23 protein-coding genes are annotated in these 26,981 nt (G+C 63.1%); 16 read left to right on the top strand and 7 right to left on the bottom strand.

Annotation, left to right across the window (positions count from 1 at the left end):
* Positions 1-4 precede the first annotated feature (4 nt).
* Both alr and lpxL read left to right on the top strand, forming a co-directional pair.
* Positions 5-1,105 carry an alanine racemase gene (gene alr / locus Q2K57_RS02280; protein ID WP_112054319.1) on the top strand — a complete coding sequence of 367 codons (1,101 nt, stop codon included), beginning with the start codon at positions 5-7 and terminating at the stop codon, positions 1,103-1,105.
* A 24-nt stretch (positions 1,106-1,129) separates the two neighbouring features.
* Positions 1,130-2,056: an LpxL/LpxP family Kdo(2)-lipid IV(A) lauroyl/palmitoleoyl acyltransferase gene (gene lpxL / locus Q2K57_RS02275; RefSeq protein ID WP_112054321.1), complete on the top strand. Its 927-nt coding sequence runs from the start codon at positions 1,130-1,132 to the stop codon at positions 2,054-2,056.
* Between the two features lie 81 nt (positions 2,057-2,137).
* Here the strand turns inward: lpxL and Q2K57_RS02270 are convergent, their stop codons facing one another.
* From Q2K57_RS02270 to Q2K57_RS02250, 5 genes are all read right to left on the bottom strand, one after another.
* Positions 2,138-3,490 (bottom strand): DUF2254 domain-containing protein, encoded by a 1,353-nt coding sequence (locus Q2K57_RS02270; RefSeq protein ID WP_112054322.1) that lies wholly within the window; start codon positions 3,488-3,490, stop codon positions 2,138-2,140.
* A 265-nt stretch (positions 3,491-3,755) separates the two neighbouring features.
* A complete protein-coding gene (ettA, locus tag Q2K57_RS02265; RefSeq protein ID WP_304526021.1) occupies positions 3,756-5,417 on the bottom strand; it encodes an energy-dependent translational throttle protein EttA in 1,662 nt (553 codons plus the stop codon).
* Between the two features lie 241 nt (positions 5,418-5,658).
* Positions 5,659-5,901 (bottom strand): PA3496 family putative envelope integrity protein, encoded by a 243-nt coding sequence (locus tag Q2K57_RS02260; RefSeq protein WP_304526020.1) that lies wholly within the window; start codon positions 5,899-5,901, stop codon positions 5,659-5,661.
* Between the two features lie 132 nt (positions 5,902-6,033).
* Entirely contained in the window at positions 6,034-6,465 is a 432-nt protein-coding gene (locus tag Q2K57_RS02255; RefSeq protein WP_304526019.1) for a PAS domain-containing protein, read from the bottom strand.
* A gap of 107 nt (positions 6,466-6,572) precedes the next feature.
* Positions 6,573-7,889 (bottom strand): MFS transporter, encoded by a 1,317-nt coding sequence (locus Q2K57_RS02250; protein ID WP_304526018.1) that lies wholly within the window; start codon positions 7,887-7,889, stop codon positions 6,573-6,575.
* 86 nt (positions 7,890-7,975) lie between these two features.
* On the opposite strand from Q2K57_RS02250, the gene Q2K57_RS02245 reads away from it, so the two are divergent.
* Entirely contained in the window at positions 7,976-8,245 is a 270-nt protein-coding gene (locus Q2K57_RS02245) for a SelT/SelW/SelH family protein (protein WP_112054738.1), read from the top strand.
* Positions 8,246-8,402: 157 nt separating this feature from the next.
* Complete coding sequence (locus Q2K57_RS02240) at positions 8,403-9,293, top strand: DMT family transporter (RefSeq protein ID WP_304526017.1); 891 nt, start codon at positions 8,403-8,405, stop codon at positions 9,291-9,293.
* On the opposite strand, the gene Q2K57_RS02235 is transcribed toward Q2K57_RS02240, so the two are convergent.
* Positions 9,284-9,940: an arylesterase gene (locus Q2K57_RS02235; RefSeq protein WP_304526016.1), complete on the bottom strand. Its 657-nt coding sequence runs from the start codon at positions 9,938-9,940 to the stop codon at positions 9,284-9,286. The two genes, Q2K57_RS02240 and Q2K57_RS02235, sit on opposite strands and share 10 nt — an antisense overlap.
* Positions 9,941-10,259: 319 nt before the next feature.
* Here Q2K57_RS02235 and Q2K57_RS02230 point away from each other — a divergent pair, with 319 nt between their 5' ends.
* The 8 genes from Q2K57_RS02230 to Q2K57_RS02195 all read left to right on the top strand — a co-directional run bounded on the left by Q2K57_RS02230 (position 10,260) and on the right by Q2K57_RS02195 (position 20,808).
* Positions 10,260-11,000, top strand: coding sequence for an ABC transporter ATP-binding protein (locus Q2K57_RS02230; RefSeq protein ID WP_304526644.1), 741 nt, complete (start codon positions 10,260-10,262; stop codon positions 10,998-11,000).
* Complete coding sequence (locus tag Q2K57_RS02225) at positions 11,000-13,657, top strand: ABC transporter permease (protein ID WP_369700304.1); 2,658 nt, start codon at positions 11,000-11,002, stop codon at positions 13,655-13,657. Before Q2K57_RS02230 ends, Q2K57_RS02225 begins: the two co-directional genes overlap by 1 nt.
* A 111-nt stretch (positions 13,658-13,768) precedes the next feature.
* Positions 13,769-15,208: a hypothetical protein gene (locus Q2K57_RS02220; protein WP_304526014.1), complete on the top strand. Its 1,440-nt coding sequence runs from the start codon at positions 13,769-13,771 to the stop codon at positions 15,206-15,208.
* 185 nt (positions 15,209-15,393) lie between these two features.
* Complete coding sequence (glyA, locus tag Q2K57_RS02215; protein WP_112054733.1) at positions 15,394-16,659, top strand: serine hydroxymethyltransferase; 1,266 nt, start codon at positions 15,394-15,396, stop codon at positions 16,657-16,659.
* A gap of 207 nt (positions 16,660-16,866) precedes the next feature.
* Positions 16,867-17,655, top strand: a complete 789-nt coding sequence (locus Q2K57_RS02210) for a FadR/GntR family transcriptional regulator (RefSeq protein WP_112054732.1) — start codon at positions 16,867-16,869, stop codon at positions 17,653-17,655.
* Between the two features lie 81 nt (positions 17,656-17,736).
* Positions 17,737-18,786, top strand: coding sequence for a TRAP transporter substrate-binding protein (locus Q2K57_RS02205; RefSeq protein WP_112054731.1), 1,050 nt, complete (start codon positions 17,737-17,739; stop codon positions 18,784-18,786).
* Between the two features lie 103 nt (positions 18,787-18,889).
* Entirely contained in the window at positions 18,890-19,507 is a 618-nt protein-coding gene (locus Q2K57_RS02200; RefSeq protein WP_304526013.1) for a TRAP transporter small permease subunit, read from the top strand.
* Complete coding sequence (locus Q2K57_RS02195) at positions 19,507-20,808, top strand: TRAP transporter large permease subunit (RefSeq protein WP_304526012.1); 1,302 nt, start codon at positions 19,507-19,509, stop codon at positions 20,806-20,808. The genes Q2K57_RS02200 and Q2K57_RS02195 overlap by 1 nt, the downstream gene beginning before the upstream one ends.
* Positions 20,809-21,282: 474 nt before the next feature.
* Here the strand turns inward: Q2K57_RS02195 and Q2K57_RS02190 are convergent, their stop codons facing one another.
* Positions 21,283-21,894, bottom strand: coding sequence for a gluconokinase (locus Q2K57_RS02190; RefSeq protein WP_309251219.1), 612 nt, complete (start codon positions 21,892-21,894; stop codon positions 21,283-21,285).
* A gap of 259 nt (positions 21,895-22,153) precedes the next feature.
* On the opposite strand from Q2K57_RS02190, the gene Q2K57_RS02185 reads away from it, so the two are divergent.
* The 4 genes from Q2K57_RS02185 to Q2K57_RS02170 all read left to right on the top strand — a co-directional run bounded on the left by Q2K57_RS02185 (position 22,154) and on the right by Q2K57_RS02170 (position 26,978).
* A complete protein-coding gene (locus Q2K57_RS02185; protein ID WP_304526011.1) occupies positions 22,154-23,029 on the top strand; it encodes a mannosyl-3-phosphoglycerate phosphatase in 876 nt (291 codons plus the stop codon).
* A gap of 79 nt (positions 23,030-23,108) precedes the next feature.
* Positions 23,109-24,329, top strand: a complete 1,221-nt coding sequence (locus tag Q2K57_RS02180) for a glycosyl transferase (RefSeq protein WP_112054726.1) — start codon at positions 23,109-23,111, stop codon at positions 24,327-24,329.
* An 85-nt stretch (positions 24,330-24,414) separates the two neighbouring features.
* Complete coding sequence (locus Q2K57_RS02175) at positions 24,415-25,851, top strand: MBL fold metallo-hydrolase RNA specificity domain-containing protein (protein ID WP_304526010.1); 1,437 nt, start codon at positions 24,415-24,417, stop codon at positions 25,849-25,851.
* Between the two features lie 260 nt (positions 25,852-26,111).
* Positions 26,112-26,978 carry an MBL fold metallo-hydrolase gene (locus Q2K57_RS02170; protein WP_304526009.1) on the top strand — a complete coding sequence of 289 codons (867 nt, stop codon included), beginning with the start codon at positions 26,112-26,114 and terminating at the stop codon, positions 26,976-26,978.
* The last annotated feature ends 3 nt before the right edge of the window (positions 26,979-26,981 follow it).

Here is a 26,981-nt window from a genome sequence, read left to right as displayed (position 1 = left end):
CTCCATGGCTCGTCCCCTGATCGCCGACATCGACCTCAATGCCTTGCGCCACAACTATTGCCTGGCAAGGGACCTGGCGCCGCATAGCCAGTCGGTGGCGGTGCTCAAGGCCGATGCCTACGGGCACGGCGCCGTGGCCTGTGCGCGGGCGCTCGAGGATCTGGCGCCAGCCTTTGCGGTGGCCTGCCTCGAAGAGGCGGAAACGCTGCGCGCGGCGGGCATCGAGGCGCCGGTCGTGCTGCTCGAGGGCATCTTCGAGGCCGCGGAGCTTGAGCGAGTGGAGGCCCTCGGCCTGTGGGTGGCGGTGCATAGCGAGTGGCAGGTCGAGGCGCTGCTGTCTTTCACGCCTCGTCGCCCCATTCCCGCCTGGTTAAAGGTCGATTCCGGCATGCACCGCCTGGGCTTTCCCCCGGCTCAGGCCGCCGATATCTGGGCGCGTCTACAGGCAGCGCCCGATCACGTCGCCGATCTCCACCTGATGAGCCATTTCGCGACCGCCGACGCCCTCGAGCCGGGCTACTTCCGCCGCCAGCTCGGGCTGCTCAATGAGCTTGCCCAATCCCTTGACGCCCCAACGTGTCTGGCCAATTCGCCGGCCACCCTGGCCTGGCCCGAGGCCCATGGTGCCTGGAACCGCCCCGGGGTGATGCTCTATGGAAGCGACCCCCTGGAGGGCGCCAATGACGCCAGCCGGTCATTGGTGCCGGTGATGACGCTGCGCTCCGAGATCATCGCCGTGCGCGAGATCGCCGCCGGCGAGCCGGTGGGCTATGGCGGTCGTTTCAAGGCGCCGCGCCCTAGTCGCGTCGGCGTGGTGGCCTGTGGCTATGGGGATGGCTATGACCGCCATGCGGTGGATGGCACGCCGCTACTGGTGGACGGCCAGCGTGCGGGGCTGGCCGGCAAGGTGTCGATGGACATGCTGATCGTGGATATTACCGAGCTGCCGGCTGCCGATATCGGCAGCGAAGTGGTGCTATGGGGGCAAGCGGCCAACGGCGAGGTGCTGTCGGTCGATGAGGTCGCCCGCTACTGCGACACCATCAGCTATACCCTGCTTACCGGGGTGCTGCCGCGGGTGCCAAGGCGGTATCATGGTGGCTGATCCGACCCTGAACTAGAGAAATGCATGTCACAGGACGACACCAAGACTGACACCCAGACTTCCTTCGCCCATCCTCGGTACTGGCCGACCTGGCTATCGATTGGGCTGATGCGCCTTATTGCATGGCTGCCCTGGCGCCTCAAGCTCGGCATCGGTCGCCTGATAGGTCTCTTGGCCTGGCGTTTTGCCAAGCGCCGCCGGCACATCACCGAGACCAACATCCGGCTGTGCTTTCCCGAGCGGGATGAAAAGGCCCGGGCCCGGCTGGTGCGCGAGGCCTTCATCGCCAATGGCATGGGGTTGGTTGAGACCGCCACCGGCTGGTGCAGGGACCCGGAACATCTGCGCCACCGGGTCACCTTCAAGGGTCAGGAGCACATGGTGCGTGCACAGGCACAGGGCAAGGGGGTGCTGATCATCGGCGTTCACTTCTCGACCCTCGACCTGGGAGGGGCCCTGCACTCGCTGTTCTTCCCCGCAGACGTGGTCTATCGCCCTCATGATAATCCGCTCTTCGAGCGCTTCATGACCAAGGCTCGCAACCGGATCTTCGGCCGAGCCATCGATCGACACGACCTGCGTGGCGTGGTGCGCCGGATCAAGGCCGGGAACAACGTCTGGTATTCTCCGGATCAGGATTTTGGGCGTGACGTCAGTGTCTTCGCGCCGTTCTTCGGTATCAATGCCGCGACCATCAAGCTGACCGCCAAGATCGCGCGCATGACCGGCGCGCCGGTCATGCCGCTGATTTTCCACCGCAACCCCGACAACCGCACTTACACCCTCGAATACCTGCCGGCATTGGAGCACTTCCCGAGCGGCGACGAGGTGGCCGATGCGGCTCAGGTCAATGCGGTCATCGAGGCGGCGATCCGTCGCCATCCCGAGCAGTATCTGTGGCTGCATCGCCGCTTCAAGACCCGCCCTCAGGGCGAGCCGGGCTTCTACTGAGTGCTTTGCGGCTCGCCTAGTGGCGGAAGTGATTCAGAGCCTGACTTATGCAGATCGACGGATGCCCACCCAGAAAGCGCCTCAAGGCGCCGTTACCGGTCTCGCCCCCGGCGTCGGCAGCTCGGCGGGAAGCGTCAGGCGGTGCTCGCCGCTGGCCAGCCGCTCGCCGATGAACTGCCGATCCAGGGCGTGGGTGTCGCGCTCGGCGAGGGTGGCAATCACCCGCTCGGCATGACGTTGGATGGTGGTGAGCTCGGCTTCTTCGGCGAACAGCGAAAGCGTCTTCAGCGACTTGAGCAGGGCAAGGCCGATGCTTACATCATCCTTGCCGTAGTGCAGGATCGGATTGACCAGCCGGTACAGCAGGCTGTCGAAGCGTTCGGTCTTCCAGATCACCCGCCGCTTTCCCTGCCGATCGGTGAAGGTGTTACAGGGATGAAACTCCAGGCGCCGGCACAGCAGTTCGGTCAGCTGGTGCAGGCAGAGTCGAGCCGTGCCCGGGTCATTGATGCCCGGCGACAGCGCTTTGACGGCGACCTCCATTAGCTGCGTCATCCCGTTGACGTAGAGATCCTCCGCGACTTCCCCCTCCACATAGACCAGCAGCCCCAGCGCCGATGTTTCGAAGCGCTCTCCGGGGGCTTCGGCGGCCTCGATCGTGAACAAGGGAAAGCCTTCCACCGTGAAGTCGCCGAAGCTGAAATTCATATGCACCACGACATCGGCCTCAATGGCCAGGCGGCCCAGCGCCTCGATGTCGGCATTCTGGATATAGCCGCTGCGGCGTGCCTTGATCTGCGGCCAGTGAGCCTGTACTGGCTGTGACGTCGGCCGGTGACACCATCCCGGGCGTTGCTGTCGGGTCTCTAGCTTGGCAAGCGACTTGCGGGTGGCCTGGTGCAGGCCGCGATTCACGGCATTGATCTGCACTGATTGGGAGGCGTTGTGAATGAAGTAGACAAACAGCGCCAGACAGTGGGTGACCATGGCCACGCCCAGGTAGGTGCTCAGCGAACGCCAGGTGCTGGGTACCTCACCGCTCACCGGGACCATCAGCAGCATCAGGATGAACAGGATGGTACCCAGGTAGTGGCCCAGGACTCGCTGATGATGACGCTCTGTGATCAGCCCGAAGACCAGTTTATGGGAAAAGTTGCCGCCGGCCTGGGTCAGCACCGACATCACCATGGAAAAACTGAACACGGCCAGTGAGATCATGGCGGCGATCAGCGTCGACAGCAGGGTTCGCGGCGTTTCTATATCTGTGAACCGAATGCCTGCCAGAAAGCCCGGCAGCGGCAGGCGCTCGCCCAGCGGGAGAACGGCCAAGAGCCCTAGCACCAGGTAGAGCATGGCCAGCAGGCTAGGCAGGAAGGCAATGCTCTGTCGAAAGCTCAGAACGCGATTTATCAGCCAGCGTATGGGGTTCGTCATGAGCACATCCTTGTGAAGATCATGCCTGCTTTATCCCCCGTGTGGGCCTGCCATGCAAGGTCGGTGAGGCGTTCGAAGGCGCCAAGAGGCAACGCGACCCGTGGCATCAAGCATGGGAGCGACGCGTCAGGTGGTCGGTAGGGGGCTAGATCGAAAGGGCGTTAGGTCGAGGGGGCGTTAAGGATGACGGCGGAGCCGTCACCTCAGCATGAAAACGGGCGGTGTCGCCACCGCCCGTCGGATCATCGCGCAAATGCCTTTTGCTTCAGGCGTCGATGCGCTTGTACTTCATGCGATGCGGGGTGTCGTTGCCGACCCGTTTCTTGTGGTCGGCCTCGTACTCGGTGTAGTTGCCTTCGAAGAACACCACATTGGAATCGCCCTCGTAGGCGAGAATGTGGGTGGCAATACGGTCGAGGAACCAGCGGTCGTGAGAGATCACCATGGCGCAGCCGGGGAAGGCCAGCAGGGCATCTTCCAGGGCACGCAGCGTCTCGATGTCCAGATCGTTCGAGGGCTCATCGAGCAGCAGCACGTTGGCGCCCTGCTTGAGGGTCTGCGCCAGCTGCAGGCGACCACGTTCGCCGCCGGAAAGCTCCGACAGACGCTTCTGCTGGTCGTTGCCCTTGAAGTTGAAACGACCCACGTAGGCCCGCGAGGACACCTCGTAGCCATTGATGTTGAGCATGTCCTGGCCGTCGGATACCGCTTCCCATACCGTCTGCTTGTCGTCTAGGGCATCGCGCAGCTGTTCGACGTAGGCGATGTCGACGGTATCGCCGAGCACTACCTCACCGGCGTCGGGCTGTTCCTTGCCGGTGATCAGCTTGAACAGCGTCGACTTGCCGGCGCCGTTGCCGCCAACGATGCCGACGATCGCGCCCTTGGGCACGCTGAAGGTCAGGTCCTCGTAGAGCAGCCGGCCGTCGAAGGCCTTGGCCACGTCGTGGAACTCGATGACCTTGTCACCCAGACGCGGACCGGGCGGAATGTAGATTTCGTTGGTCTCGTTGCGCTTCTGGAAGTCGCCGGACTGCATTTCTTCGAAGCGGTTGAGGCGTGCCTTGCTCTTGGCCTGGCGGCCCTTGGCATTGCTGCGCACCCACTCGAGTTCCTGCTTGATGGCCTTGTTCTTCGAGGCTTCCTGCTTGGACTCCTGCTCGAGGCGCTTTTCCTTGGCTTCCAGCCAGCCGGAGTAGTTGCCTTCGAAGGGAATGCCCTGGCCGCGGTCGAGCTCGAGGATCCAGCCGGCCACGTTGTCGAGGAAGTAGCGGTCGTGGGTGATCGCCACCACGGTGCCGCTGTAGTCGTGCAGGAAGCGTTCGAGCCAGGCCACGGACTCGGCGTCCAGGTGGTTGGTAGGCTCGTCGAGCAGCAGCATGTCCGGGCTCGACAGCAGCAGACGGCACAGCGCCACGCGGCGGCGCTCGCCACCGGACAGGTGGCCGACCCGCGCGTCCCAGGCCGGCAGGCGTAGCGCTTCGGCGGCCACTTCCAGCTTGCGCTCGAGGTTGTGGGCGTCGGCGGCCTCGATGATGTTCTCCAGGCGCGCCTGTTCGCTTGCCAGGGCTTCGAAGTCAGCGTCGGGCTCTGCATAGGCGGTATAGACGGCCTCGAGCTGCTCCTGGGCCTCCTTGATGCCGGACAGCGCTTCCTCAACGGTCTCACGCACGCTCTTGTCGTCGTCGAGTTCCGGTTCCTGGGGCAGGTAGCCGACGTTGATGCCCGGCATGGGGCGCGCTTCGCCTTCGAACTCGGTGTCGATCCCGGCCATGATGCGCAGCAGCGTTGACTTGCCGGCGCCGTTCAGGCCGAGCACGCCAATCTTGGCGCCCGGGAAGAAGGAAAGCGAAATATCCTTGAGGATCTGACGCTTGGGAGGGACGACCTTGCCCACCCGGTTCATGGTATAGACGTATTGCGCCATGGATATCCATTGGGTTGAGGGTTTCGGCACGATGATAGTGGCCGCACCCGCGAAAGGCCAGCGCTGGGCGGTGATTGAGCCGAGGAGATGAGCGATGGCGGAGGGTGGCGGGAGGTGAATGGCCACCAGAGAAGTTCAGGATGGCGCGGCCGGCAGTGCCCGCACCATCCTGATGCTCGTTCCGAAGTTGGCTGTCATGCAGGTGGCTGTCCTGCAGATGGATATTGGAGTTAGCCGGGGGTTACTCTTCTTCTTCTTCCTCGGCGTCGAGTCCCCAGTCATCGTCGATGACCTGCTTGAGGCGACGTTCTTCCAAGAGGCTCTCGAGACGGCGCCGTGCCTGAAGGTTTTCAGCGCGTGAGGAACGACTGGGGGTGTACTGACTGTCGTTCACGGCGTCCATGAACGCGTCGACATCCCCATCATAGATCACATCATCATTGGCATCGTCGGACGTGTCGTGTACTTGGTGTTTGCGGCTCATGTGATGTCCTCCCATGACCCCATGTAGAGATGGCAACGGATGCTCGCCTTGGGCGAGCATCGGGCAACGCGGGTGCGTAGCTGGCTATATAACGCCAGTTGCGGGTGAGGACAAGAGGGGGAAGGGAAAAAATCAGTCTTTGGCCGTGCCCTTGACGCGTTCGAGCTCGGCGATGGCCTCGACTCGCTCGGTGACATCCTTCTGCACGCCAAGGTAGTAGGTAATGTCTTCCTGCTCGTCGTACATCGGCGTGATCGACAGCTCGTTATAGAAGAGGGTGCCGTCCTTCTTGTAGTTGCGCAGGATCTCGCGGCAGGGCCGATCCTCGATCATGGCATCGCGTATGCGGGCGAGGCCGGGCTGATCGCGGTCGTCGTTCTGCAGGAAGCGGCAGTCACGGTAGAGGATCTCATCGGTGCTATAGCCGGTCAGCCGTTCGAACCCCTGATTGACGTAAATCAGGATGTGTTCCTCACCCTCGCGTTCGGCAACGACAATACCGTCCTCCGAGGCGTCGATGATGCGTTCCAGAAGCTCGGGGCTGATCATGGGCGGTCTTTTCATGCGAAGCGTTCCTGTCGCGACCCTATGGGTGTGGGTAGGTATGGCCTAGCCACGGTGTATATCGCTCTATCATGGCTAGGCGGTTGCCAGATTTCAATGTGTTGCGTTCACTCCTCGACCTCGGGCAGGCCCTGAGCGGTTAGCGCGGCGGCAAGCGCGCAGGCAGCAAGCAACCCAAGCAGCACGGCGCTGCCGAACCATTGGGCGAGCGCGCCGACCAGACCACCGACCAGCAGCATCAAAAAGCCGGTCAGCGTATTGGACAACGCCACATAAAGGGCACGTCGATCGCTACCGGCGAGATCTACCACGTAGGTCTTGCGGCCCAGGCGCACCCCGGCATGGGCGATCACCAACAGCCCGTAGAGCAGGGCGTAGGGCCAGGGGGTCGCCGTCCAGGCGCCGGGAAGACCGCCCGCCAGCGCCGCCAGGGCACAGCAAATGGCGGCAGCGAGGCCGGCGTCACGCATCACACGCCGGCTCGAGGCATCGGCACGCTTGCCCCACACCGGGCTTGCCAGCATGCTGGCAAGCCCCGAGACGATGATCAGAAGGCCCAGGTCGCCAAGGGCCGAGCCGTTGCGTTGCTGAGCCAGTAGCGCGATGTAGGGCAGGGCCAGGGCGCTGGAGAGCAGTAGGGCGCGGGCCAGGTTGAAGCGCAGGAAGGCCGGGTCTTCGCGCAGCAGGTGCAGGCCCTGACGCACGCTGTCCCAGGCGTTCTCACCGCCTTCCACGGCACCAGGCGCCTCCTCGATGAGGGCCGCGCAAAATGCGTTCAGGCCCCAGCCAAGCGCCGCCACGCCCATCAGTACCGCCAGGGCCAGCTCACTGGGGCGGTCATCGAAGAGCATTAGCACGATACCGGCGGCCAGGGTCACGCCGCCGGCGATGCTGCCGCTCCAGCCCATCAGGGTGCCGCGGCGCTGCTTGGCGATGGTCTTGCCCAGCACGTCCTTGGTGGCGATCGACGACAGGCCGCGGGCCAGTGACAGCACGATCAGCACTAACAGCACCAGGCTGCCGCCAAGGCCGCCCTGACCCAGCAGGGCGAGGGCGACTAGCAGCAGAGCGGCCACGGCCTGAATCAGCCCGCCGGCTACCCAGGTCCATTTGCGCTGCGCCTGATGGCGTATGAAACCGGCCACGAACACCTGAGGCAGCAGGGCGCCGGCCTCGCGGATCGGGACCAGCAGACCCACCATCCATAGCGGTGCACCGATCGCCCCCATCAGCCAGGGCAGCACCAGGCGGGCACTGGACAGCTCGTCGGCCAGCTTGTTGCCGAGCGAGGCGATCAGATGGCGCAGGAAGTTCGTGGGTTGCACCTCGCAGGCGGAGTCGGGAATATCCTTACACATCCGGCTGTCGTCATCGCCGGTCAGCCACTCGTAGAGGCGGGTCTGTGAAATCTCGGTTGGTGGCATGCAGTGGGGCTCCCTGTGCGCGCATTCCAGCAGCCATGATGCCTCAGTTATGATGCCTGGCAAATGTCCAACAAGGAGAGGGCCTCATGGCAAGCGTGCGTATCCACTTCTGTACCCAGTGCCACTGGCTGCTGCGCGCCGGCTGGTATGCGCAGGAACTGCTGTCGACCTTCGGCGAGGACCTCGATGAGGTCGCGCTGGTGCCAAGCCACGGTGGGCACTTCGAGATCACCTTTGACGGCGAGCGACTCTGGGAGCGCAAGCGCGATGACGGCTTCCCTGACATCAAGCTGCTCAAGCAGCGAGTGCGGGATCGGCTTGACCCCTCGCGAGACCTGGGGCATCTGGACCGCTGAGGGCTTGTAATGAATAACTGATGGCTCTTAATGAACGGCTGATGGCTCTTGATGAATGGCTGATGGCTCGTAATGAATGGCTGATGGCTCTGCATCGCTGACCGTCAGCAACGCCGATGCTGCCCGCTCATGGCACATCACACACAAAGGAGAGCGCATGACACAGGAACGTCACGCCATGCTTTGCGGCCTGGGCGCCGTGGGGCTCTGGTCCACGGTGGCAACGGCCTTCAAGGTCGCGCTTGGCGAAATGTCGCCGCTGGAACTGATGTGGATCGCTGCCTTGGTCTCCTGGGCGCTGATGGGCATTCTGGTATGGCGAAAGGGGCTCTTGCGCCAGGCGCTGGTGCAGGGCTGGCGCACCGCGCTGTGGGCCGGGCTGATGAACCCGGTGGCCTACTACCTGGTGCTGTTCGCTGCCTATGATCGACTGCCGGGGCAGGAGGCGATGGCACTCAACTACACCTGGGCCCTGGCCATGGCCTTTCTCGCCGTGCCGATTCTCGGCCAGCGGTTGACCCGCATCGATATACTCGCCGGTTTGATTGCCTATGCCGGTGTCTGGACCATCGCCACCCGCGGCGCAGTGCTCGACGTGGCCTTCGCCGACCCGCTGGGCGTAGGGCTGGCGCTGGCCTCGACTCTGCTCTGGGCGCTCTACTGGCTGCTCAATGCTCGCGATAGCCGTCCCCCGCTGGTCGCACAGTGGCAGAACTTCAGCGTTGGCCTGCCGGTGTTCACGGTGCTGATCGCACTGGGACCGGGCTTCGAGTGGTATGGCTGGAAAGGCGTTGGCGCCGGCATCTATGTGGGGCTTTTCGAGATGGGCATCGCCTTCGTGCTCTGGCAACTGGCCGTGCGCGGCATTTCGCGCACGGCCAAGGTGGCCAATCTGATCTTTCTGTCGCCGCCGATTTCCCTGTTGCTGCTGCACCTGGTGGTCGGCGAGCCGATCCTGATCTCGACGCTGGCTGGCCTGGTGCTGATTCTAGGCGGCCTGGGCCTTCAGCAGTGGCAGAAGACCGCCGAGCCGGCCCCTCAGGTCTGAGCGGATAATGAGTTGGATAGGGAGGTCGTTTGGGAAGTGATCTCTGACCCTGTCGCCGCCTGATCGAGCAGCGGCGCCAGGGTCGTCCATACATTTTCAAGGATCAGTGGCTGGGCCTCGGCGGTGGGATGCAGGCCGTCGTCCTGCATCAGCCCATCTTCCAGAGCGACACCCTCGAGCAGGAAGGGCACCAGCGGCAGCTCATAGCGCTCGGCCAAGTCTTCAAAAACGCCAGTGAAGGCAGCCCGGTAGGCGTCGCCGTAATTGGGCGGAATATCGATGCCGAGCAGTACCACTTGGGCGCCGCTGGCCTGACTTTTCTCGATCATCGACTCGAGGTTGGTGCGCATCTGGCCAGGCGCCAGGCCGCGCAGGCCATCGTTGGCGCCCAGTTCCAATAGCACGATTTCAGGGGAATGCTGTCGTAACAGCTCAGGCAGGCGTGTGGCGCCGCCGGCGGAAGTCTCGCCGCTGATGCTGGCATTCACTACCCGGGCCTCGTCGTCGAGCCTTGCGGCCAGCAGACTGACCCAGCCGTCCTCCGGCCGCTCGAGGCCATAGGCGGCGCTCAGGCTATCGCCCATCACCAACAGGGTGGGGCGATCATCGGTGGCTGAGGGCGAGGCAGCCAGGGCGGGCGTCGCCATTGCAAGCGCGGCCAGGCTCAGGCCAGCTGTCAGTCCTGCGAGTGACCCTCGACGTATTGTCAGGGTGGGGGTCGCAGCGGGTTTCTTGACTGGAGCCACCCCCAGCAGGCACCGGCCGAACGTTTGCACCAGATGTCTTGCGTGTCGGGCGCACCGCGCACCCCAAGCGCCCGGTCCGACGCTCAGCCCGACACGGGGCTCAGCCCTCGCCACCGCGCGTGGATCAGCACTCAGCGCAGCTTTTCGCCCGGCGGGGCCTCTGGCACCGCGTTTCGACCTTCTCAGGCCAACAGGAAATCCAGTCGCTATGTCCACCACTATGTCCACCACTTTTTCCAACACTACGTCCACCTCCTCGGATCATGATCTTGCGCCTATCCTACAGGCTCGCCAGCTCGGCAAGCAGGTCAGGAGTGGCGATCGGTCGTTGACCATTCTGAGTGATCTCTCGCTCACGGTGTTCCCCGGAGAAACGGTGGCGATCCTCGGCGAGAGCGGTGCTGGCAAGTCTACCCTGTTGGGATTGCTGGCCGGACTCGATGCGCCAAGCAGCGGTGAACTCACCCTGTTTGGCGAGTCGCTGGCCGCGCTGGACGAGGACGGACGCGCCCAGCTGCGTGCCGGCCGGGTAGGGTTCGTGTTCCAGAACTTCCAGCTGCTGCCGACTCTCACCGCGCTTGAAAATGTGCTACTGCCGCTGGAGCTGGCGCCTGCCGCCGACAACGATGCCCGGGCCCGCGACTGGTTGACGCGTGTAGGGCTTGGCGAGCGCCTCGACCACCTGCCCAAGCAGCTATCCGGCGGCGAACAGCAGCGGGTCGCCCTGGCCCGCGCCTTCGTCACCGGGGCCGAGCTGGTGTTCGCCGACGAGCCGACCGGCAATCTGGACCCGGCCACCGGCGAGCGCATCATCGAGCGACTGTTCGCCCTCAACCGCGAAGCCGGCACTACCCTGATGCTGGTTACCCACGACCATGCGCTGGCGCGCCGCTGCGATCGCTGCCTGCGGCTCATCGACGGCCAGCTGGTGGACATGACCCGAGAGGAGGTGGGCGCATGATGGCAAGCGGTGACTCACGGCGCGATACCCGACGAGCCTCGGGCAACGGCCTGCACTGGCTGGGGCTCGCGGCCCGCGGCCTCAAGCGGGATCTGCGCGCTGCCGACGTGAGGGCGCTGTTCGTGGCGCTGGCGCTGGCGGTGGCGGCCTCGACCATGATCGGCTTCTTCCTCGATCGTCTCGAACGCGGCCTGACCCGTCAGGCGGGGCAGATGCTGGGGGGAGACCTGGTGCTCGAGCAGGGCGAGCCCTTCTCCAGCGAGCTAAAAAGCACGCTGCGAGAGGCCGGCATGACCCTCTCGGATCAGGTCGATCTGGTATCGATGATCAGCCGCGGCGAGCGTTTCCAACCGGCGAGCCTCAAGGTGGTCGACAGCGCCTACCCGCTGTATGGCGCGTCACGGGTCGATGTCGGCAACGGCGTCGAGCCGCTGGCTCGCGGCCCCGCGCCGAGCGAGGCCTGGGTCGACCCCAGGCTCGAGTCGCTGATCGATCTGAAGATTGGCGATGAGGTCAGAGTGGGGCGAGCCACCCTGACCGTGAGCGGTATCATCGAGCGCGAGGCCGACCAGTCCGGGGGCTTTTCGAGCTTCAATCCGCGGCTGATGATGCACGTCGATGATCTGGCGGCCACCGGCCTGGTGCAGCCGGGCTCGCGGGTCGAATACGAGATTCTCGCTGCCGGCCCGCCGGAGGCAGTGTCGAGCCTCGATGCCCGCCTTGAAGCGCTCAGGCGCGATGGCGTCGAGGTGCGGGATGTGCGGGTCGACCGACCGGGCCTCGGGCGAGCCCTGGAGCGTGCCGAGAAGTACCTGGCGCTGGCCGGCCTCGCCGCGGTGCTGCTGGCCGGGGTGGCGGTGGCCATGGCGACCCGGCGCTATGTGGATCGCCACCTGGATACCGCTGCACTGCTGCGTTGCTTTGGCGCCTCCCAGCGACAGCTGACTCGACTGTTCGCGCTGCAGCTCGGCTGGCTGGCGCTGGCGGCCTCGGTGTGCGGGGCGCTGCTGGGCTTGGCTGGCCAGGCAGGGCTTCTGGCGTTGCTGACGGCCTTCCTGCCGCTCGAGCTGCCGCCGCCTGGCCCTCTGCCTCTGGCGCTCGGGGTGCTCACGGCGCTTGCCGTGCTGGTCGGCTTTGCCGGCCCGACGCTGCTGCGCCTGAAGCGGGTCAGTGCCCTCAAGGTGCTGCGGCGTGAACTCGACCCGCTGCCGGCCTCGGCCTGGCTGGTGGTGGCGATGGCGAGTCTGGTGTTCGGCGGTCTGATGTGGCTCTACTCCGGCGATCTTTGGCTGTCTGCGGCACTGCTCGTCGGAGGGCTGGTGATGCTGGTCATGCTTGGTGGGGTCGGCACGCTGCTGCTAAGCGGGGTACTGCGCCTGGCCGCGCTGCTGCCACAGGGCCTGCATGCCTCCTCACCGACCCGGGCACTGCGGCTCGGCGCCCGTCAGCTCGGCCGCCGTCGTCAGGCGAGTCTCGGTCAGCTACTGGCCTTCGCGGTGACGTTTGCGGCGATGGCGATGATCGGCCTGGTGCGCGGCGACCTGCTCACGGCCTGGCAGGACCAACTGCCCGAGGATACCCCCAACTACTTCGCCATCAACATCCAGCCTCAGGAACGTGACGCCTTCATCGAGACCCTGGCCGGAACGGTAGATGATCGCACCGCGCTCTATCCGATGGTGCGTGGGCGCATCACCGCGCTCAACGGCCAGCCGCCCCTGGAGGCGGTGCCCGAGAGCGGCCGGGGCAGCAATGCCCTGCGGCGCGAGCTCAATCTGACCTGGCGCGACACCCTCCCAGAGGGCAACCGCCTGTTGGCGGGGGAATGGTTCGGGACAGGCGGCGCCGGGCCGGACGCTACGGCGTCGGCTGCAGGAAAGTCTTCCGGTGATGCATCGAGTGCCGGCGGCGGGACGGCCACGGAGCCGTCCGACAAGATCGTGCCGATATCGCTTGAAGCTGAACTGGCCGGCCGTCTAGGCCTGGCGCTTGGCGACACCATGAGCTTCACCATTGGCGCCGATACGCTCACCGGGCGTATCACCAGTCTTCGCGATCTCGACTGGGACAGCTTCCGCCCCAACTTCTATGTGATCTTCCCCCCTGGCGTGCTGGAGCGCTTCGGCCACACTTATATCACCGCCTTCCACTTGGGCGATGCCCAGAGCCCGCTGCCCGGCCAGATCGTCAAGAATTTCCCGGCGGTATCGCTGCTCAACGTCGAGGCGATCCTCGGTCAGGTGCGCGAGCTGTTGACTCAGGTCACCCGCTCGGTGGAGCTGGTGCTTGGCTTCGTGCTATTGGCCGGCATCAGTGTGCTCTATGCGGCGCTGATCGCCAGCCGTCCGCTGCGTGCCCATGAGAGTGGTCTGCTGCGGGTCTTCGGTGCCGGCGATCGCCTGATATCCCGGGTGCAGGGGGCCGAGTTTGCCATTCTAGGCCTGGCGAGTGGTCTGATGGGCGCGTTGCTCGCCGAGCTTGCCGCCGCAGGGATCTATGCCGGCTGGCTGGATCTTGCCCCGCGCCTGCACCCCTGGCTGTGGATAGGGCTGCCGCTGGGTGGCGCCCTGCTGGTCGGGGTGATCGGTCATGGTCTGTCGCGCAGCCTGCGCCGCCAGACCCCCATGGCGAGCCTTGGCCTGCTCGGCGAGGCGTGAGGCAGGACCCATGTGGCAATCCGCAGTCGTCCGGCAGTCCCGGTACTGGTAAAGAACTGGCAAGGGACAACCAGGCCAGATGGATAGAAACACACGGATGAAGGCCGACAGATGAAGACAGAGACACTGCGCTATCAGCTGCTGGAAGCCCAGCTGGAGATGGCCAAGCGCGAGAACCGGGCCGTGGTGCTGATGCTCAGCGGCCAGGCGGCGAGCTACATGCATCCCATGCTCAACATGCTCAATCACTGGCTGGAGAACCGCCGTACTGAGGTGCACGCTCTGGAGCCCAGCAGCGAGGATGCCAAGCGGCCGGCACTGTGGCGCTACTGGCGGCGTATCCCGGCCCGCGGCACTACCGGTATCTTCGTCCACGGCTGGTATGGCGATGCGCTCTTCGCTCGCGCCGAGCGGCGCATCGGCGCCGGCGCTTTCGAGGATCGCCTGGCGATGATCCGCGATTTCGAGGCCGAACTCGCCGCCGAGAACGTGGCGCTGGTCAAGATTTGGCTGGACATCGACCGAAAAACTCAAGGCGAGCGGCTGACCGCCATGCAGGAGGATCCGAGTCGGGCATGGCAGCTTGATCCCGCTGACTGGCAACGCCATCTCCAGCATCCGCTGATCAAGGCGCTCGGCAAGCCGCTACGCGAGACTACTCATACCGACTGGGCGCCCTGGCACTGCATTTCCGGTGACGACCCGGAAGACTTGATCCACCAGGTGGCCGAGCGACTGCTCGACACTGCGAACCAGCCGACGGTCGATCCCGAAGCGCCCTGGGCAAGCTGTCACCTAGCGCCGCCGGCCAAGGATGCACCCTCGGTGACCAAGCCTGATTCCGACCATCAGTCGGCCGGGCGCCTGGACAAGGACGACTATCAGCAGCGGCTGGTCGAGCAGCAGGCGCGGCTGTCGCATAACAGCCGCGAGGCGGCCCGACGCGGCATTCCGGTGGTGCTGGTCTTCGAGGGCCATGACGCCGCCGGCAAGGGCGGCAGTATTCACCGGGTGACCTCGGCGCTGGATGCACGGCACTATCGCGTGCACAGTATCGCTGCGCCTAACGATGAGGAGCGTCTCCACCCCTGGGCGTGGCGTTTCTGGCGACGACTTCCCGCCGATGGGCGCTTCGCGATCTTTGATCGCTCCTGGTACGGGCGAGTGCTGGTCGAGCGGGTGGAGGGCTTTGCCGCCCCGGCTCAATGGCGGCGCGCCTATGGTGAGATTCGCCATTTCGAGAAGCGCTTGCTCGAACACGGCACGGTGCTTGGCAAGTTCTTTCTGTCGATCAGCAAGGATGAGCAGCTCAAGCGTTTCGAGGCGCGAGCCAACACCCCTCGCAAGCAATACAAGCTGACCGAGGAAGACTGGCGAAACCGCGCTCGCTGGGATGACTACGAGGTCGCCATCAATGAGATGTTCGCCCAGACCCACCGGACGCATGCCCCCTGGTCATTGATCACTTGTGATGACAAGCGCCAGGCGCGTCTCGAGGTGATCGAGCGGGTCAATGGGTTGCTTGAGCGTCGCTTGGACGGCGATATCTGAGGTCGGCCGATAGGGGCGCGTCGCATGGCTGTCTTCTCCGTGGGGCTCACCTTGGCTTTAGCGTGACTAAAGCCAAGGTGAGAAATTATCGAGCACGGGATGACCGGCTTTCATGTGAAAGGCGCCCTTGGCTGCGGTATTATGACGGCATCGTTTCACCCCCCCTAGCTCGAGGACCAACGACGATGTTCAGCCGTGACATGCAGATTGCCGGATTCGATGATGCTCTGCTTGAGGCGATGCAGAAGGAAACTGCTCGCCAGGAAGCGCATATCGAACTGATCGCTTCCGAAAACTACGCCAGCCCGCGAGTGATGGAAGCGCAGGGCTCGCAGCTGACCAACAAGTATGCGGAAGGCTATCCGGGCAAGCGCTACTACGGCGGCTGCGAGTATGTCGACATCGTCGAGCAGTTGGCCATCGATTACGCCAAGGAGCTGTTCGGGGCAAGCTATGCCAACGTTCAGCCGCACTCCGGCTCCCAGGCCAACGGCGCAGTCTTCCAAGCGTTGGTCAAGCCGGGTGATACCATCCTCGGCATGAGCCTCGACGCCGGTGGTCACCTGACTCACGGTGCCAAGCCGAACTTCTCGGGCAAGCACTACGAAGCCATCCAGTACGGTCTCGACGACAGCGGCCTGATCGATTACGAGGAGGTCGCGCGCCTGGCGCGCGAGCACAAGCCGAAGATGATCATCGCCGGCTTCTCCGCCTATTCCCAGATCATCGACTGGGCCAAGTTCCGCGAGATCGCCGACGAAGTGGGCGCCTACCTGTTGGTCGATATGGCCCACGTGGCTGGCCTGGTCGCTGCCGGTGTCTACCCGACGCCGCTGCCGCATGCCCACGTGGTTACCACCACCACCCACAAGACCCTGCGCGGCCCGCGCGGCGGCCTGATCCTGTCCGCCGAAGGCAATGCCGATATCGAGAAGAAGCTGCAGTCTGCCGTCTTCCCGGGCGGCCAGGGTGGCCCGCTCGAGCACGTCATCGCCGCCAAAGCGATCTGCTTCAAGGAAGCCATGGAGCCGGGCTTCAAGGCCTACCAGCAACAGGTGGTCAAGAACGCCCAGGTCATGGCCAAGGTCTTCATCGAGCGCGGCTTCGACATCGTGTCCGGCGGCACCGAGGATCACCTTTTCCTGCTGTCGCTGATCAAGCAGGGCCTGACCGGCAAGGACGCGGACGCCGCTCTGGGCCGTGCCCATATCACCGTCAACAAGAACGCCGTGCCGGGCGACCCGCAGAGCCCGTTCGTCACGTCCGGCCTGCGCATCGGCACGCCGGCTGTCACTACCCGCGGCTTTGGTGAGACCGAATGCCGTGATCTAGCCACTTGGATCTGTGACATCCTAGACGCCATGGTCAGCGGTGATTCCAGCGCCGTCGAATCCGAGGTTCAGGCCAAGGTCGAAGCGGTTTGCGCCCGTTTCCCGGTCTATCGCGACTGAGCCTGATTCCGACCGCCTGATTTCCTGGCGGTACATGACAACGCCCCGGCCACACTGGCTGGGGCGTTTTTTTGTGGCTGCGAGTCGCTTCTGGGCGATTCCGATGTTGAAAACGCGACCATGGTCTAAAGGCGCTATGTCCGTTGTTGGTTGATCCTATGTCAGACATAGCGATTCAACAAACAGACACGCCGGGCAGGTTCCCTCATGGGCCAAGCACCTTCCACTACAAGCAGTCGCGCCACGCGGCCGGATATCGCCGAACAGCTGGCCGAGGCCATCTTCGGCGGTGTCTATGCGCCGGGCGACTTCGTGCCCAAGGAGCTCGACCTCTGCGCGACCTATGGCGTGAGCCGCAGTACCGTGCGCAGCGCTCTGCAGTCTCTGGTAGCCGCCGGCATGATCAAGCGCATCTCGGGGCAGGGTAGTCGCGTCCAGGAGCTGGCGCAGTGGCATCTGCTGGATCCAAGGGTCAGCGACTGGATGGCGCGGTTCGCCCAGCCGAACCCGCGCATCCGTCAGGAGATTTTCGCTTTCCGGGTAGCGGTGGAGCCTTTCGTGGCTCGCCTGGCAGCGGAGCATGCCACTGCCGCCGATCTGAACGAGATCGAGACCGCTTATCTGGGCATGATCAAGGCGCTGGAGTCGCCCGACCATTGCCATCAGGACGTCAGTCATGACGATCACGACGTGGCCTTCCATGAAGCGATCTTCGCGGCCACACACAACCTGCTGTGGTCTCAGATCAGCCATGTGCTCAAGCCGGCGATTGCGCTACTGGTCGAGACCTCGAACCACAGCGCCGACGAGTTGCAGGACAGCATGGAACGCCATCGTCAACTGATGGAGGCCATTCGTCTGCGTCGCCCCGAAGAGGCCGAGCAGGCCGCTCTGCGCGTTCTCGAACGCACCGGGCTGGATCTGGGCATCGATAGCATCTTTGCCACGCCGCTTTCTCATTTGCGCCTTCCGGGTGCATTGCCGCCCGCGTCATGACGATGTGATCGGGCCGTCCGCGGTGCCTTCGCGTACCGGTAACAACAACCTCACTCTCAACCGATGACGAGGAAACGCACCATGAAAAACGTCACGCCTATCAAGTCTTCCGCTCTCAAGCCTTTCGCCCTCAAGGCCCTGACGGCGGCCGTGCTCGGCTCCATGGCTTTCGGCGCCCAGGCGGCAGAATACGAATGGACCTTCCAGACCTCGGAGACCTCCGGTGAGCCGCAGTTCGAGCTCAAGAAGGCCTGGGCCGAGAACGTCAACACCATGTCCGGCGGTCGTATCGAGATCGAGATTCTGCCGGTCAACGCCGTGGTCGGGGCGACCGAAACCCTGCAGGCGGTGAGTGCCAACATCCTCCAGGGCCACATGACCGACCCGAGCTACTTCTCCGGTCAGAACCCGGCCTTCGGCATGATGGGCAATCTGGTGGGCGCCTGGGGCGACCCGGTGGAGTTTCTTGACTACATGAATTACGCCGGCGGCGAGGACATCTACAACGAGTTGGCCGAGCCCTACGGTGTGCACCTGATTGGTGCGGCTGCCACTGGCCTCGAGGCACTGCCCTCCAAGCGCCCGATTCGCTCCGTCGAAGACCTCGAAGGTCTCAAGCTGCGTGCGCCTCAGGGGATGGTTTACAACATCTTCGAGAAGGCCGGCGCCACGCCGGTCAACCTGCCGGGGTCCGAGGTTTATACCGCTCTCGAGAAGGGCGTGATCGACGCCGCCGACTACACGGTCTTTGCCACCAACTACGACCAGGGTCTCTACGAGTTCGCGCCTTATCCGAACTATCCGGGCTTCCACTCGCTGCCGATGGTGGCGATTTCGCTCAACAAGGACATCTGGGACGGCCTGCCGGCTGATCTGAAGGCCATCCTCGAGACCTCCGTCGACAGCATGTCCTATGAAATGGTGGCCATGCTCAAGGCGCGGGATCTCGCGGCGGTGAAGAAGGTGAACGAGGATCCGAACATCGAGATTATCGACATGCCGGCCGAAGAGCGTGCCAAGTTCCGCAATATCGCCAAGGAAGAGTGGGCGGTCTGGGCCGAGAAGAACGAGATCACCCAGAAGTACTACGACTCCGTGGTCAGCTATCTGCAGGACCATAACCTGATGTAACCCGCCCGGGGCCGGGACCTGGATTCCGGCCCCGCGTCGACGGCACCGTCACCGAGCGCCCGGTGGTGGTGCCGTCGTCCCTGTTCATTTGAGAGGAAACGTCATGTCTCGACAATCCCAACGCCACGAGGCGGCCGGCGTGACGCGCGACGACGAGCTGGTCGCCGCCACCGCGGGGGAGCCTGAGCCGAGTGATCCGACGCGCAGCGCCTTCGATCACGGAGTGACCTGGTGTGCCCGAGGTGCCGCCTGGCTGGTATTCATCGCCATGGGCATCAGCGTCTTCGAGGTCATCATGCGCTACGGCTTCGATTCGCCGACCTCCTGGGTGCATGAGAGCGTGGTCATGCTGGTGGCCGTGAGCTTTGCCCTGGGTGGCCCCGCGGCATTGGCCGGCAACCAGCATATTCGCGTACGCGTGCTCTACGACCACGCCGGTCCGCGGCTCAAGGTCTGGCTGGATCGCTTCAATGATCTGGTGACGCTGGGCTTCTGCCTAGCGATGAGCTACGCCGCCTTCGTGATGTTCTGGGATGCCTCCCACAATCCGTTTGGCGACTGGTCGCTGGAGCGTTCGGGCACCTCCTGGAACCCGCCGTTTCCGGCCTTCGTCAAGGGCATCATCATGGTCTCGCTGATTGTCATGAGCATTCAGGCGTTGATTCATAGCATCCAGTCGCTGCGCGCCAAGCCGACCACGAACGCTGAGGGGAGCCGGTAATGGATATCGCCGACGGAACGCTGTTATTGGTTACCGCCATCTTTGCGCTGCTGGTGACGGGCCTGCCGCTGGCCTTCATCACTGGCCTGGTGGCCCTCGTTTTCACCTTCGGCTGGTTCGGCGGCAACGCCTTGCCGCTGGTCACCAGCCGGGTATTTGGCTTCGTTACCGAGTATTCGCTGGTGGCAGTGCCGATGTTCGTGTTGATGGCCTCGTTACTTGACCGATCGGGGATAGCCAAGGATCTCTTCAACGCCATGCGGGTCTTTGCCGGCCGCCTGCCTGGCGGGGTCGCCGTTCAGACCATCGTGGTGGCTTTCTTCCTGGCGGCGCTGTCCGGCATTATCGGCGGCGAGATCGTGCTGCTGGGTATTCTGGCCTTGCCGCAGATGCTGCGACTGGGCTATGACAAGCACCTGTCGATCGGTGTGGTCTGTGCGGGCGGTGCCCTCGGCACCATGATGCCGCCCTCGATCGTGCTGATCATCTATGGCCTGATTGCCAGCGTATCGATCGCCGATCTGTTTACCGCCGCGATCACGCCCGCGGTGATCCTGATGGGCTCCTACATCGCCTATGTGCTGGTGCGCTGCATGCGCAACCCGGCGATGGGGCCACCGATGACCGATGCTGATCGTGAAGACGGCTTCTCCAATCGTTGGCAGGCACTCAGGGCCATCATGGTGCCGGGGCTGATCGCCTTCATGGTGCTGGGCACGATCTACGGCGGTGTGGCCTCGGTCACCGAAGCGGCGGCGATGGGCGTGTTCGGGGTGCTGCTGGCGATCGTGCTGCGCGGTGAGTTTTCCTTCAAGACCTTGCATGCAAGCCTCGGCCAGACCATGACCACCTGTGGCATGATCATCTGGATCGGTATCGGTGCCGCGGCGCTGGTTGGGGTCTATAACCTGATGGGCGGTAACCGTTTCATCTCGCAGGTGATCCTCGGCATGGACGTTGAGCCGATCGTGATCCTGCTGGTGATGATGGCGATCCTGCTGGTGCTGGGCATGTTCCTCGACTGGATCGGGGTGGCGATGCTGGCCCTGCCGATCTTCGTGCCGATCGTCGAGCAGTTGGGCTATAGCCCGATCTGGTTCGGCATCCTGTTCGCGGTCAACATGCAGGTCTCCTTCCTGTCGCCACCGTTCGGCCCAGCTGCCTTCTATCTGAAGGGGGTGGCGCCGCCCAGCATCAGCCTCAAGGACATCTTCGTATCGCTGCTGCCGTTTATCGCCATTCAGCTGTGCGTGCTGTTCCTGCTGCTGTTCTTCCCCGATCTGGCCATGTGGCTGGTCTGATTCACGACACTTCGTTCGTGATCGCCATGGAATACGCCTGACCGAACGTCCCGACCATGCGAATGGTCGGGGCGTTTTTCATTTAAGGCTCTGCGGGGGGCGCTGTTATCAATCAGTGATAACAAAAAACCAAGTTGATTAGCCGAAGGTGCATCAGTTGGGCAGCGAAAATTCATGCCTGGTGAAGCGTCGATGGCATGATATTAAGCACAGAATGAAGAGCCACATAAAGAGTGAAATCAGGAACGATTATTAAGAATAAGGCAAAGCAGCGTGCCGATAGAGACGTATTGCCTAAGAGGGTGCAGATCTATGAGGAAAATATCAGGTGGGAGGTGAAAAAGAGTAGGGAGTTGATGCCAAAAATTGAAGGTAAGCGCCATGTCGAGACTCATGGCACTTGGGCTTGAGGTTGTCTTTCGAGGTGCTTGTTTCGAGGATTTTCTTTTGAGGTTCTTCTTTCGAAGTGCTCGCTCAGCGCTGAATGCCGGATCGCGACAGAAAGTCCGTCACAATGCCTTCAGGCGACTGACGGATATCCAGGCGAACGGCCTCGGCTTCTTCCGGCATCTCGAGATCGGCAAGCTGGCTGTTCAGCATGTGTTCACCGGTAAAGAAGTGGCCGCTACGACCGCCCAAGCGCTCCATCAATACTTCCCGTGAGCCATGAAGATAAAGGATTTTCAGTTCGGGAGCGCCTTGGCGCAGCACGTCACGGTAGCGGTGTTTCAGTGCCGAGCAGCCGATGACGACATCTTTCCCCTGTTCGCGATAGTCGCGGTAAAGATTCGCAAGCGTCAGCAGCCAGCCTTGACGATCGTTATCATTCAGCGGCTCTCCTCGCGCCATCTTGGCGATACTGTTCTCGCTGTGATGGTCGTCGGCATCAATGAAGTCGGCATGGATTGCCTGGGCAAGCAGGTGTCCGATATGCGATTTACCCGAGCCGGAAACGCCCATGACGAGTAGAGTGAGTGGCGAGGTATTCATGCGTTTTTCTCGATAAATAGAACAGTGAACTTCAGGGGATAATAGCGAAAATAAGCCATTGATGGCCAGTAATAATATGGCGATATATTGTATCAATGTGGTGGCGTTATGATGGCCATTCAGCTCGTCATGTAGGCGTCTTTTGTGTCGACCAACGGCGCTCAGGTATATCCTGACCTAAAATGGTGCAAGGTGGCGGTGTGTTGCTGAAAGAATGCCTCATCGTGGTGCTAAAGGCCTCTGTCAGGACCCACAACACCCAGCGTTGCGCCACGCGTCATGGCGAATGCAGTAGTCTGGCACGCTGCGTGCTAGGGTTTTTTCATATTGGCACGCTCATGCCAGCCAGCAGGTAATGCCCATGTCCTCTGCCACGCCCTCCCTGCCTCGCCTGGTCTTCACCGACCTCGACGGCACCCTGCTCGACCACGACAGCTACGAGTGGCAGCCGGCCGTACCCTGGCTTGAGCGTCTCCGTCACGCTGGAGTGGCGGTGATTCCGGTTACCAGCAAGACGCGAGCCGAGCTCATGCCGCTGCGTCGGGAGCTGGGCCTGAAAGATACTCCCTTCATTGCCGAAAACGGTGCGGTGATTGGCCTGCCACCCGCCTGGCAGCACGCCCGCCTGGATCGTGATCCGAACTTTGTCGATGGCCTGGCGGTCAAGACGCCGGGCATCGATATCAGTTTCCTGCGCACTCGGCTGGGCGTGATGCGCGAGCGCCTCGGCGTTCGCTTTCGCAGCATGGGTGAACTCAGCATCGACGAGATCATGTCGCTGACCGGCCTGTCGGAACCCCAGGCCCGTCTGGCCAGGGTGCGTGAGGGCTGCGAGCCGCTGGTGTGGGACGACACCGAGATGGCGCTCGTAGATTTTCGCCAGGCGCTGGAGGCGGACGGGCTATGCCTGCTTCGCGGCGGGCGCTTCTGGCATGCCATGGGACAGCTCGACAAGGGCGACGGCGTTCGCTGGCTAGTGGAGCGCTATCAGGCGCTGCGTGGCCGCCGGCCTCTGACCCTGGGGCTCGGCGACGGGCCTAACGATGTGCCGCTGCTCGAGGCAGTGGATCGCGCCGTGCTGATCCCGGGCCACCATGGTCATACTGTGAATCTTGGCAATGCCCACCAGTTTCACGCACGCCAGCCGGGACCCACGGGCTGGGCCGAGGGGCTTGATTACTGGTGGGGAGACGAGCTCCCCAAGCCGTTCGACGAACAGTCGCCGCCATGACAAGACTCGATCACACAACACGATGACAAGACACGCTTACTGGAAACAGTGACAAGCACGATGATCAGGAGAGCCCCGGATGAGCGACTTTTACCAGAACGGTATCATCACCAACTTCCATAACCTGATGCGGCGCCCGGTGGAGGACATCGAGGCCGATCTGGTGCGCTTTTCCCGGCGCCGTCCGATGGGGCTGATTCTGCCTTCCTTGTACTCCGAGCTAGAGGGCCCGGCGCTTTCCCATATCGTCGATGAGCTGGCCAAGGTGCCCTACCTCTCAGAGATCGTGATCGGGCTTGATCGGGCCGATCGGGAGCAGTTTCTGCACGCGCGGGAATTCTTTTCGCGCTTGCCTCAGCACCACCGCATCCTGTGGAACGATGGCCCCCGGCTCAAGGCACTGGACGCCGAGCTGGCCGAGGAGGGCATCTCGCCCCAGGAGCCGGGCAAAGGGCGCAACGTCTGGTTCTGCGGTGGCTATGTCCAGGCCTCGCGGCGCACCGAAGCGGTCGCCCTGCATGACTGTGACATCGTTACCTACGATCGTGGCCTGCTGGCGCGGTTGATCTATCCGGTGGCGCACCCGCAGTTCAACTACGAATTCTGCAAGGGCTACTACTCGCGCATCGCCGAGGGCAAGCTCAATGGCCGGGTCTCGCGGCTGATGGTCACGCCCTTGATCAGGGCGCTGAAAAAGATCTACGGCCCGCTGCCCTATCTGGACTACCTCGACAGCTATCGCTATCCGCTGTCCGGGGAGTTCTCGATGCGCACCGATGTGCTCGATGGCATTCGTATTCCCAGCGATTGGGGGCTCGAGATCGGCGTGCTCTCCGAGGTGCATCGCAACTACTCCACCAAGCAGCTTTGCCAGGTCGACATCGCCGATGTCTACGACCACAAGCATCAGACGGTCTCTGCAGAGGATGCCACCACCGGACTCAACCGCATGAGCCTGGATATCGCCAAGGCGCTGTATCGCAAGCTGGCGACCCTGGGAGTGGAGATTCATGCCGAGACCTTCCGCACCATCAAGGCGACCTACTATCGCATCGCGCTGGACCTGATCGAGGCCTACGACAACGATGCCGCCATGAATGGCCTGAAACTCGACCGGCACAGCGAGGAACAGGCGGTGGAACTGTTTGCCTCCAACATCATGGAGGCGGGGGCGGCCTTCCTCGACAATCCCCGCGACAAGCCGTTCATCCCCAGCTGGAACCGGGTGCAGGCGGCGATTCCCGATCTGCTCGAGCGCATGCATGCGGCGGTGGAGCTCGACAATCAGGGCAAGGTGTAGTCGCGCTCCTGTCCTTACGAATCTGGCCTGGTGACATCCTGCGACTATGCTGAACGCGTGACCCCAGCAGTCGGAGGTAGGCCCGATGTCGACACTGACGTTTCTGGGTGCGGTCGGCGAGGTGACCGGTTCGCGCTATCTGATTGAAGTCGATGGAGATGATGATGTTGTCGAGCCGGGCGAGAGCAGCGCCTCTCGGCGGCTGCTACTCGAATGTGGCATGCATCAGGGGGCAGAAGAGGCGGAGCGGGTCAATTCAGCCCCCTTCGGTAGCCTGGCCAAGACCCTCGACGAAGTCGTGATCTCCCACGGCCACCTGGATCACTGCGGGCTGCTGCCCAAGCTGGTGAGAGAGGGCTATCGAGGCCCCATCCACTGCACGCCCGGCACCAAGGCGCTACTTGAGATCACGCTGGCCGACTCCGCTTTCATCATGGCCAAGGATATCGAGTGGGAGAACCGCTGGCGGCATCGGGCCGGCAAACCACTCCTTGAGCCGCTCTTCGACATCGACGACGTCGAGAGGACGCTCGATCTCTGCCAGACCCAGCATTTCGGCCAGCCGGTGACCCTCGCCGGCGGCGTCGTTCTCGTGTATCACGATGCCGGCCATATCCTCGGTTCGGCGATCGTTGAACTGGCGATTCCATCAGGCGGGCGCACCCGGCGCCTGGTGTTCTCCGGAGACCTCGGCAATCCCGAATCGGCGCTGATGAAGGACCCCGAAATCCAGCGTGACGCCGACCTGGTGTTGATGGAAAGCACCTATGGCGACCGTAATCATCGTCCGCTCAAGGAGACCATCGAGGAGTTTGCCGAGGTGCTCGCGGCGGCCTTCGAAGATGGCGGCAATGTGCTGATTCCTGCTTTCGCCATCGGTCGCACCCAGGAAATTCTCTATCACCTCAGCATGCTCTATCACCAGGGCCGGCTGCGCCAGCAGCGCATCTTTCTGGATAGCCCAATGGCGATCCGGGTGACCGAACTCTACGAGCGTCGCCGCTCGACCCTCGATCCCGAGGACCTGCATGCGCTCAACGTGGCGGCCCATGGCGACCCCGAACAATATTTGCCCGGGCTGCGACTGACCCGCAGCGTCGAGGAGTCCATGGCTATCAACCGGATTCGGGGCGGGGCGATCATTATCGCCGGCGCCGGGATGTGCAACGGTGGCCGCATCCTGCATCACTTTCGCTACAACCTTGAACATTCCAGTACCCGGGTCGTTATCGTCGGCTTTCAGGCCGCGGGGACCAATGGTCGGCGACTGGTTGATGGCGCTAACCACCTCAAGGTGTTGGGAAAGGACCTGAAGGTGAAGGCGCACATCCACACCATTGGCGGCTTTTCAGCACACGCCGGCCAGACCGAGCTGGTCGCCTGGGCCAGCGCCTTTCGTGATCGTCCACGGTTTTATCTGGTGCACGGCGAGCCCACGGCTCAGCTGGCCTTGCAGCAGATCCTTGCTACCACCGGCATCGATGCCGAGATTCCCGCCTACCAGCAGCGCATTGAGCTTTAGCGCGGCGCGCGCATGCCACCTGTGCCTTACGCCGCTTGACGTAGGTCAAGCGGCGCCTGCTATTGCCCGGTGATGTCGCCGCTGACGCCTATGCTGGTAGAAAGCCCACCGCTTTGCCGTTAGCCCCAGCTCGGGGTAGCCTCCTTTAAATATATTTAAATGGTATAACGTTAGAACGTTATTTGCGTTATGCTGAGGCCAGTTGCGCTAACCACGCGCTTTCGGTTTCCCCGTGTTTTTTGGTTGCAGAGGTATCCGCGATGAAAAGCCCGATCGTCACGTCTTTCTTTGACGAACCCACCAATACCTTTAGCTACGTGGTTCAGGACCCGGCGAGTCGGGCCTGTGCGATTCTCGACTCGGTGCTGGATTTCGATTACCCCGCCGGGCACACCGACGTGAAGAGTGCCGATGCGATCATCGCCTTCATCCGTGAGCACGAGCTAGAGGTCGCCTGGATTCTGGAGACCCATGTACACGCCGATCACCTGTCGGCGGCGCCTTATCTGCACCAGAAGCTCGGCGGCCAGACCGGCATCGGTGCCCGCATCACCGAGGTGCAGGAGATCTTCGGCAAGGCCTTCAATGCCGGGACCGAGTTCGCCCGGGATGGGAGCCAGTTCGACTGCCTGTTCGAAGAGGGCGATACCTTTGCCATCGGCGGCCTCGAGGGCCGAGTGCTGCACACCCCGGGGCATACCCCGGCCTGCCTGACCTATGTGATCGGCGATGCCGCCTTCGTCGGCGACACCCTGTTCATGCCCGATTACGGCACTGCCCGCTGCGATTTTCCCGGTGGCGATGCCGCCACGCTCTTCCGTTCGATTCAGAAGGTGCTGGCCCTGCCCGGTGAGACGCGGCTTTTCCTTTGTCACGACTACAAGAGCCCGGATCGCGACAGCTATCACCACGAGACCTCGGTGGCCGAGCAGCGCGCCGACAATATTCATGTTCATGAGGGCGTGAGCGAGGAGGACTTCGTCAAGCTGCGCACCGAGCGTGACGCCACCCTGGGCATGCCACGCCTGATATTGCCCTCTGTTCAGGTCAATATGCGCGCGGGCGAAATGCCACCGGCCGATGAGAATGGCCAGGTTTACCTCAAGGTGCCGATCAACCTGTTGTGAGGC

Origin of the sequence: Halomonas sp. I5-271120 (assembly GCF_030553075.1) — a bacterium.
GTDB lineage: Bacteria > Pseudomonadota > Gammaproteobacteria > Pseudomonadales > Halomonadaceae > Onishia > Onishia taeanensis_A.
This window is presented reverse-complemented; position numbering and strand designations above follow the sequence as displayed.

Coding starts and splice junctions, on each gene's coding strand:
- Q2K57_RS02255 (WP_304526019.1), bottom strand. CDS start 6,465: ATGAAAAGACCGCCCATGATCAGCCCCGAGCTTCTGGAACGCATCATC.
- Q2K57_RS02230 (WP_304526644.1), top strand. CDS start 10,260: ATGTCCACCACTTTTTCCAACACTACGTCCACCTCCTCGGATCATGAT.
- Q2K57_RS02195 (WP_304526012.1), top strand. CDS start 19,507: ATGGATATCGCCGACGGAACGCTGTTATTGGTTACCGCCATCTTTGCG.
- Q2K57_RS02170 (WP_304526009.1), top strand. CDS start 26,112: ATGAAAAGCCCGATCGTCACGTCTTTCTTTGACGAACCCACCAATACC.
- alr (WP_112054319.1), top strand. CDS start 5: ATGGCTCGTCCCCTGATCGCCGACATCGACCTCAATGCCTTGCGCCAC.
- Q2K57_RS02235 (WP_304526016.1), bottom strand. CDS start 9,940: ATGGCGACGCCCGCCCTGGCTGCCTCGCCCTCAGCCACCGATGATCGC.
- lpxL (WP_112054321.1), top strand. CDS start 1,130: ATGTCACAGGACGACACCAAGACTGACACCCAGACTTCCTTCGCCCAT.
- Q2K57_RS02220 (WP_304526014.1), top strand. CDS start 13,769: ATGAAGACAGAGACACTGCGCTATCAGCTGCTGGAAGCCCAGCTGGAG.
- Q2K57_RS02200 (WP_304526013.1), top strand. CDS start 18,890: ATGTCTCGACAATCCCAACGCCACGAGGCGGCCGGCGTGACGCGCGAC.
- Q2K57_RS02250 (WP_304526018.1), bottom strand. CDS start 7,889: ATGCCACCAACCGAGATTTCACAGACCCGCCTCTACGAGTGGCTGACC.
- Q2K57_RS02245 (WP_112054738.1), top strand. CDS start 7,976: ATGGCAAGCGTGCGTATCCACTTCTGTACCCAGTGCCACTGGCTGCTG.
- Q2K57_RS02210 (WP_112054732.1), top strand. CDS start 16,867: ATGGGCCAAGCACCTTCCACTACAAGCAGTCGCGCCACGCGGCCGGAT.
- Q2K57_RS02225 (WP_369700304.1), top strand. CDS start 11,000: ATGGCAAGCGGTGACTCACGGCGCGATACCCGACGAGCCTCGGGCAAC.
- Q2K57_RS02185 (WP_304526011.1), top strand. CDS start 22,154: ATGCCCATGTCCTCTGCCACGCCCTCCCTGCCTCGCCTGGTCTTCACC.
- glyA (WP_112054733.1), top strand. CDS start 15,394: ATGTTCAGCCGTGACATGCAGATTGCCGGATTCGATGATGCTCTGCTT.
- Q2K57_RS02260 (WP_304526020.1), bottom strand. CDS start 5,901: ATGAGCCGCAAACACCAAGTACACGACACGTCCGACGATGCCAATGAT.
- Q2K57_RS02175 (WP_304526010.1), top strand. CDS start 24,415: ATGTCGACACTGACGTTTCTGGGTGCGGTCGGCGAGGTGACCGGTTCG.
- Q2K57_RS02180 (WP_112054726.1), top strand. CDS start 23,109: ATGAGCGACTTTTACCAGAACGGTATCATCACCAACTTCCATAACCTG.
- Q2K57_RS02270 (WP_112054322.1), bottom strand. CDS start 3,490: ATGACGAACCCCATACGCTGGCTGATAAATCGCGTTCTGAGCTTTCGA.
- Q2K57_RS02240 (WP_304526017.1), top strand. CDS start 8,403: ATGACACAGGAACGTCACGCCATGCTTTGCGGCCTGGGCGCCGTGGGG.
- ettA (WP_304526021.1), bottom strand. CDS start 5,417: ATGGCGCAATACGTCTATACCATGAACCGGGTGGGCAAGGTCGTCCCT.
- Q2K57_RS02205 (WP_112054731.1), top strand. CDS start 17,737: ATGAAAAACGTCACGCCTATCAAGTCTTCCGCTCTCAAGCCTTTCGCC.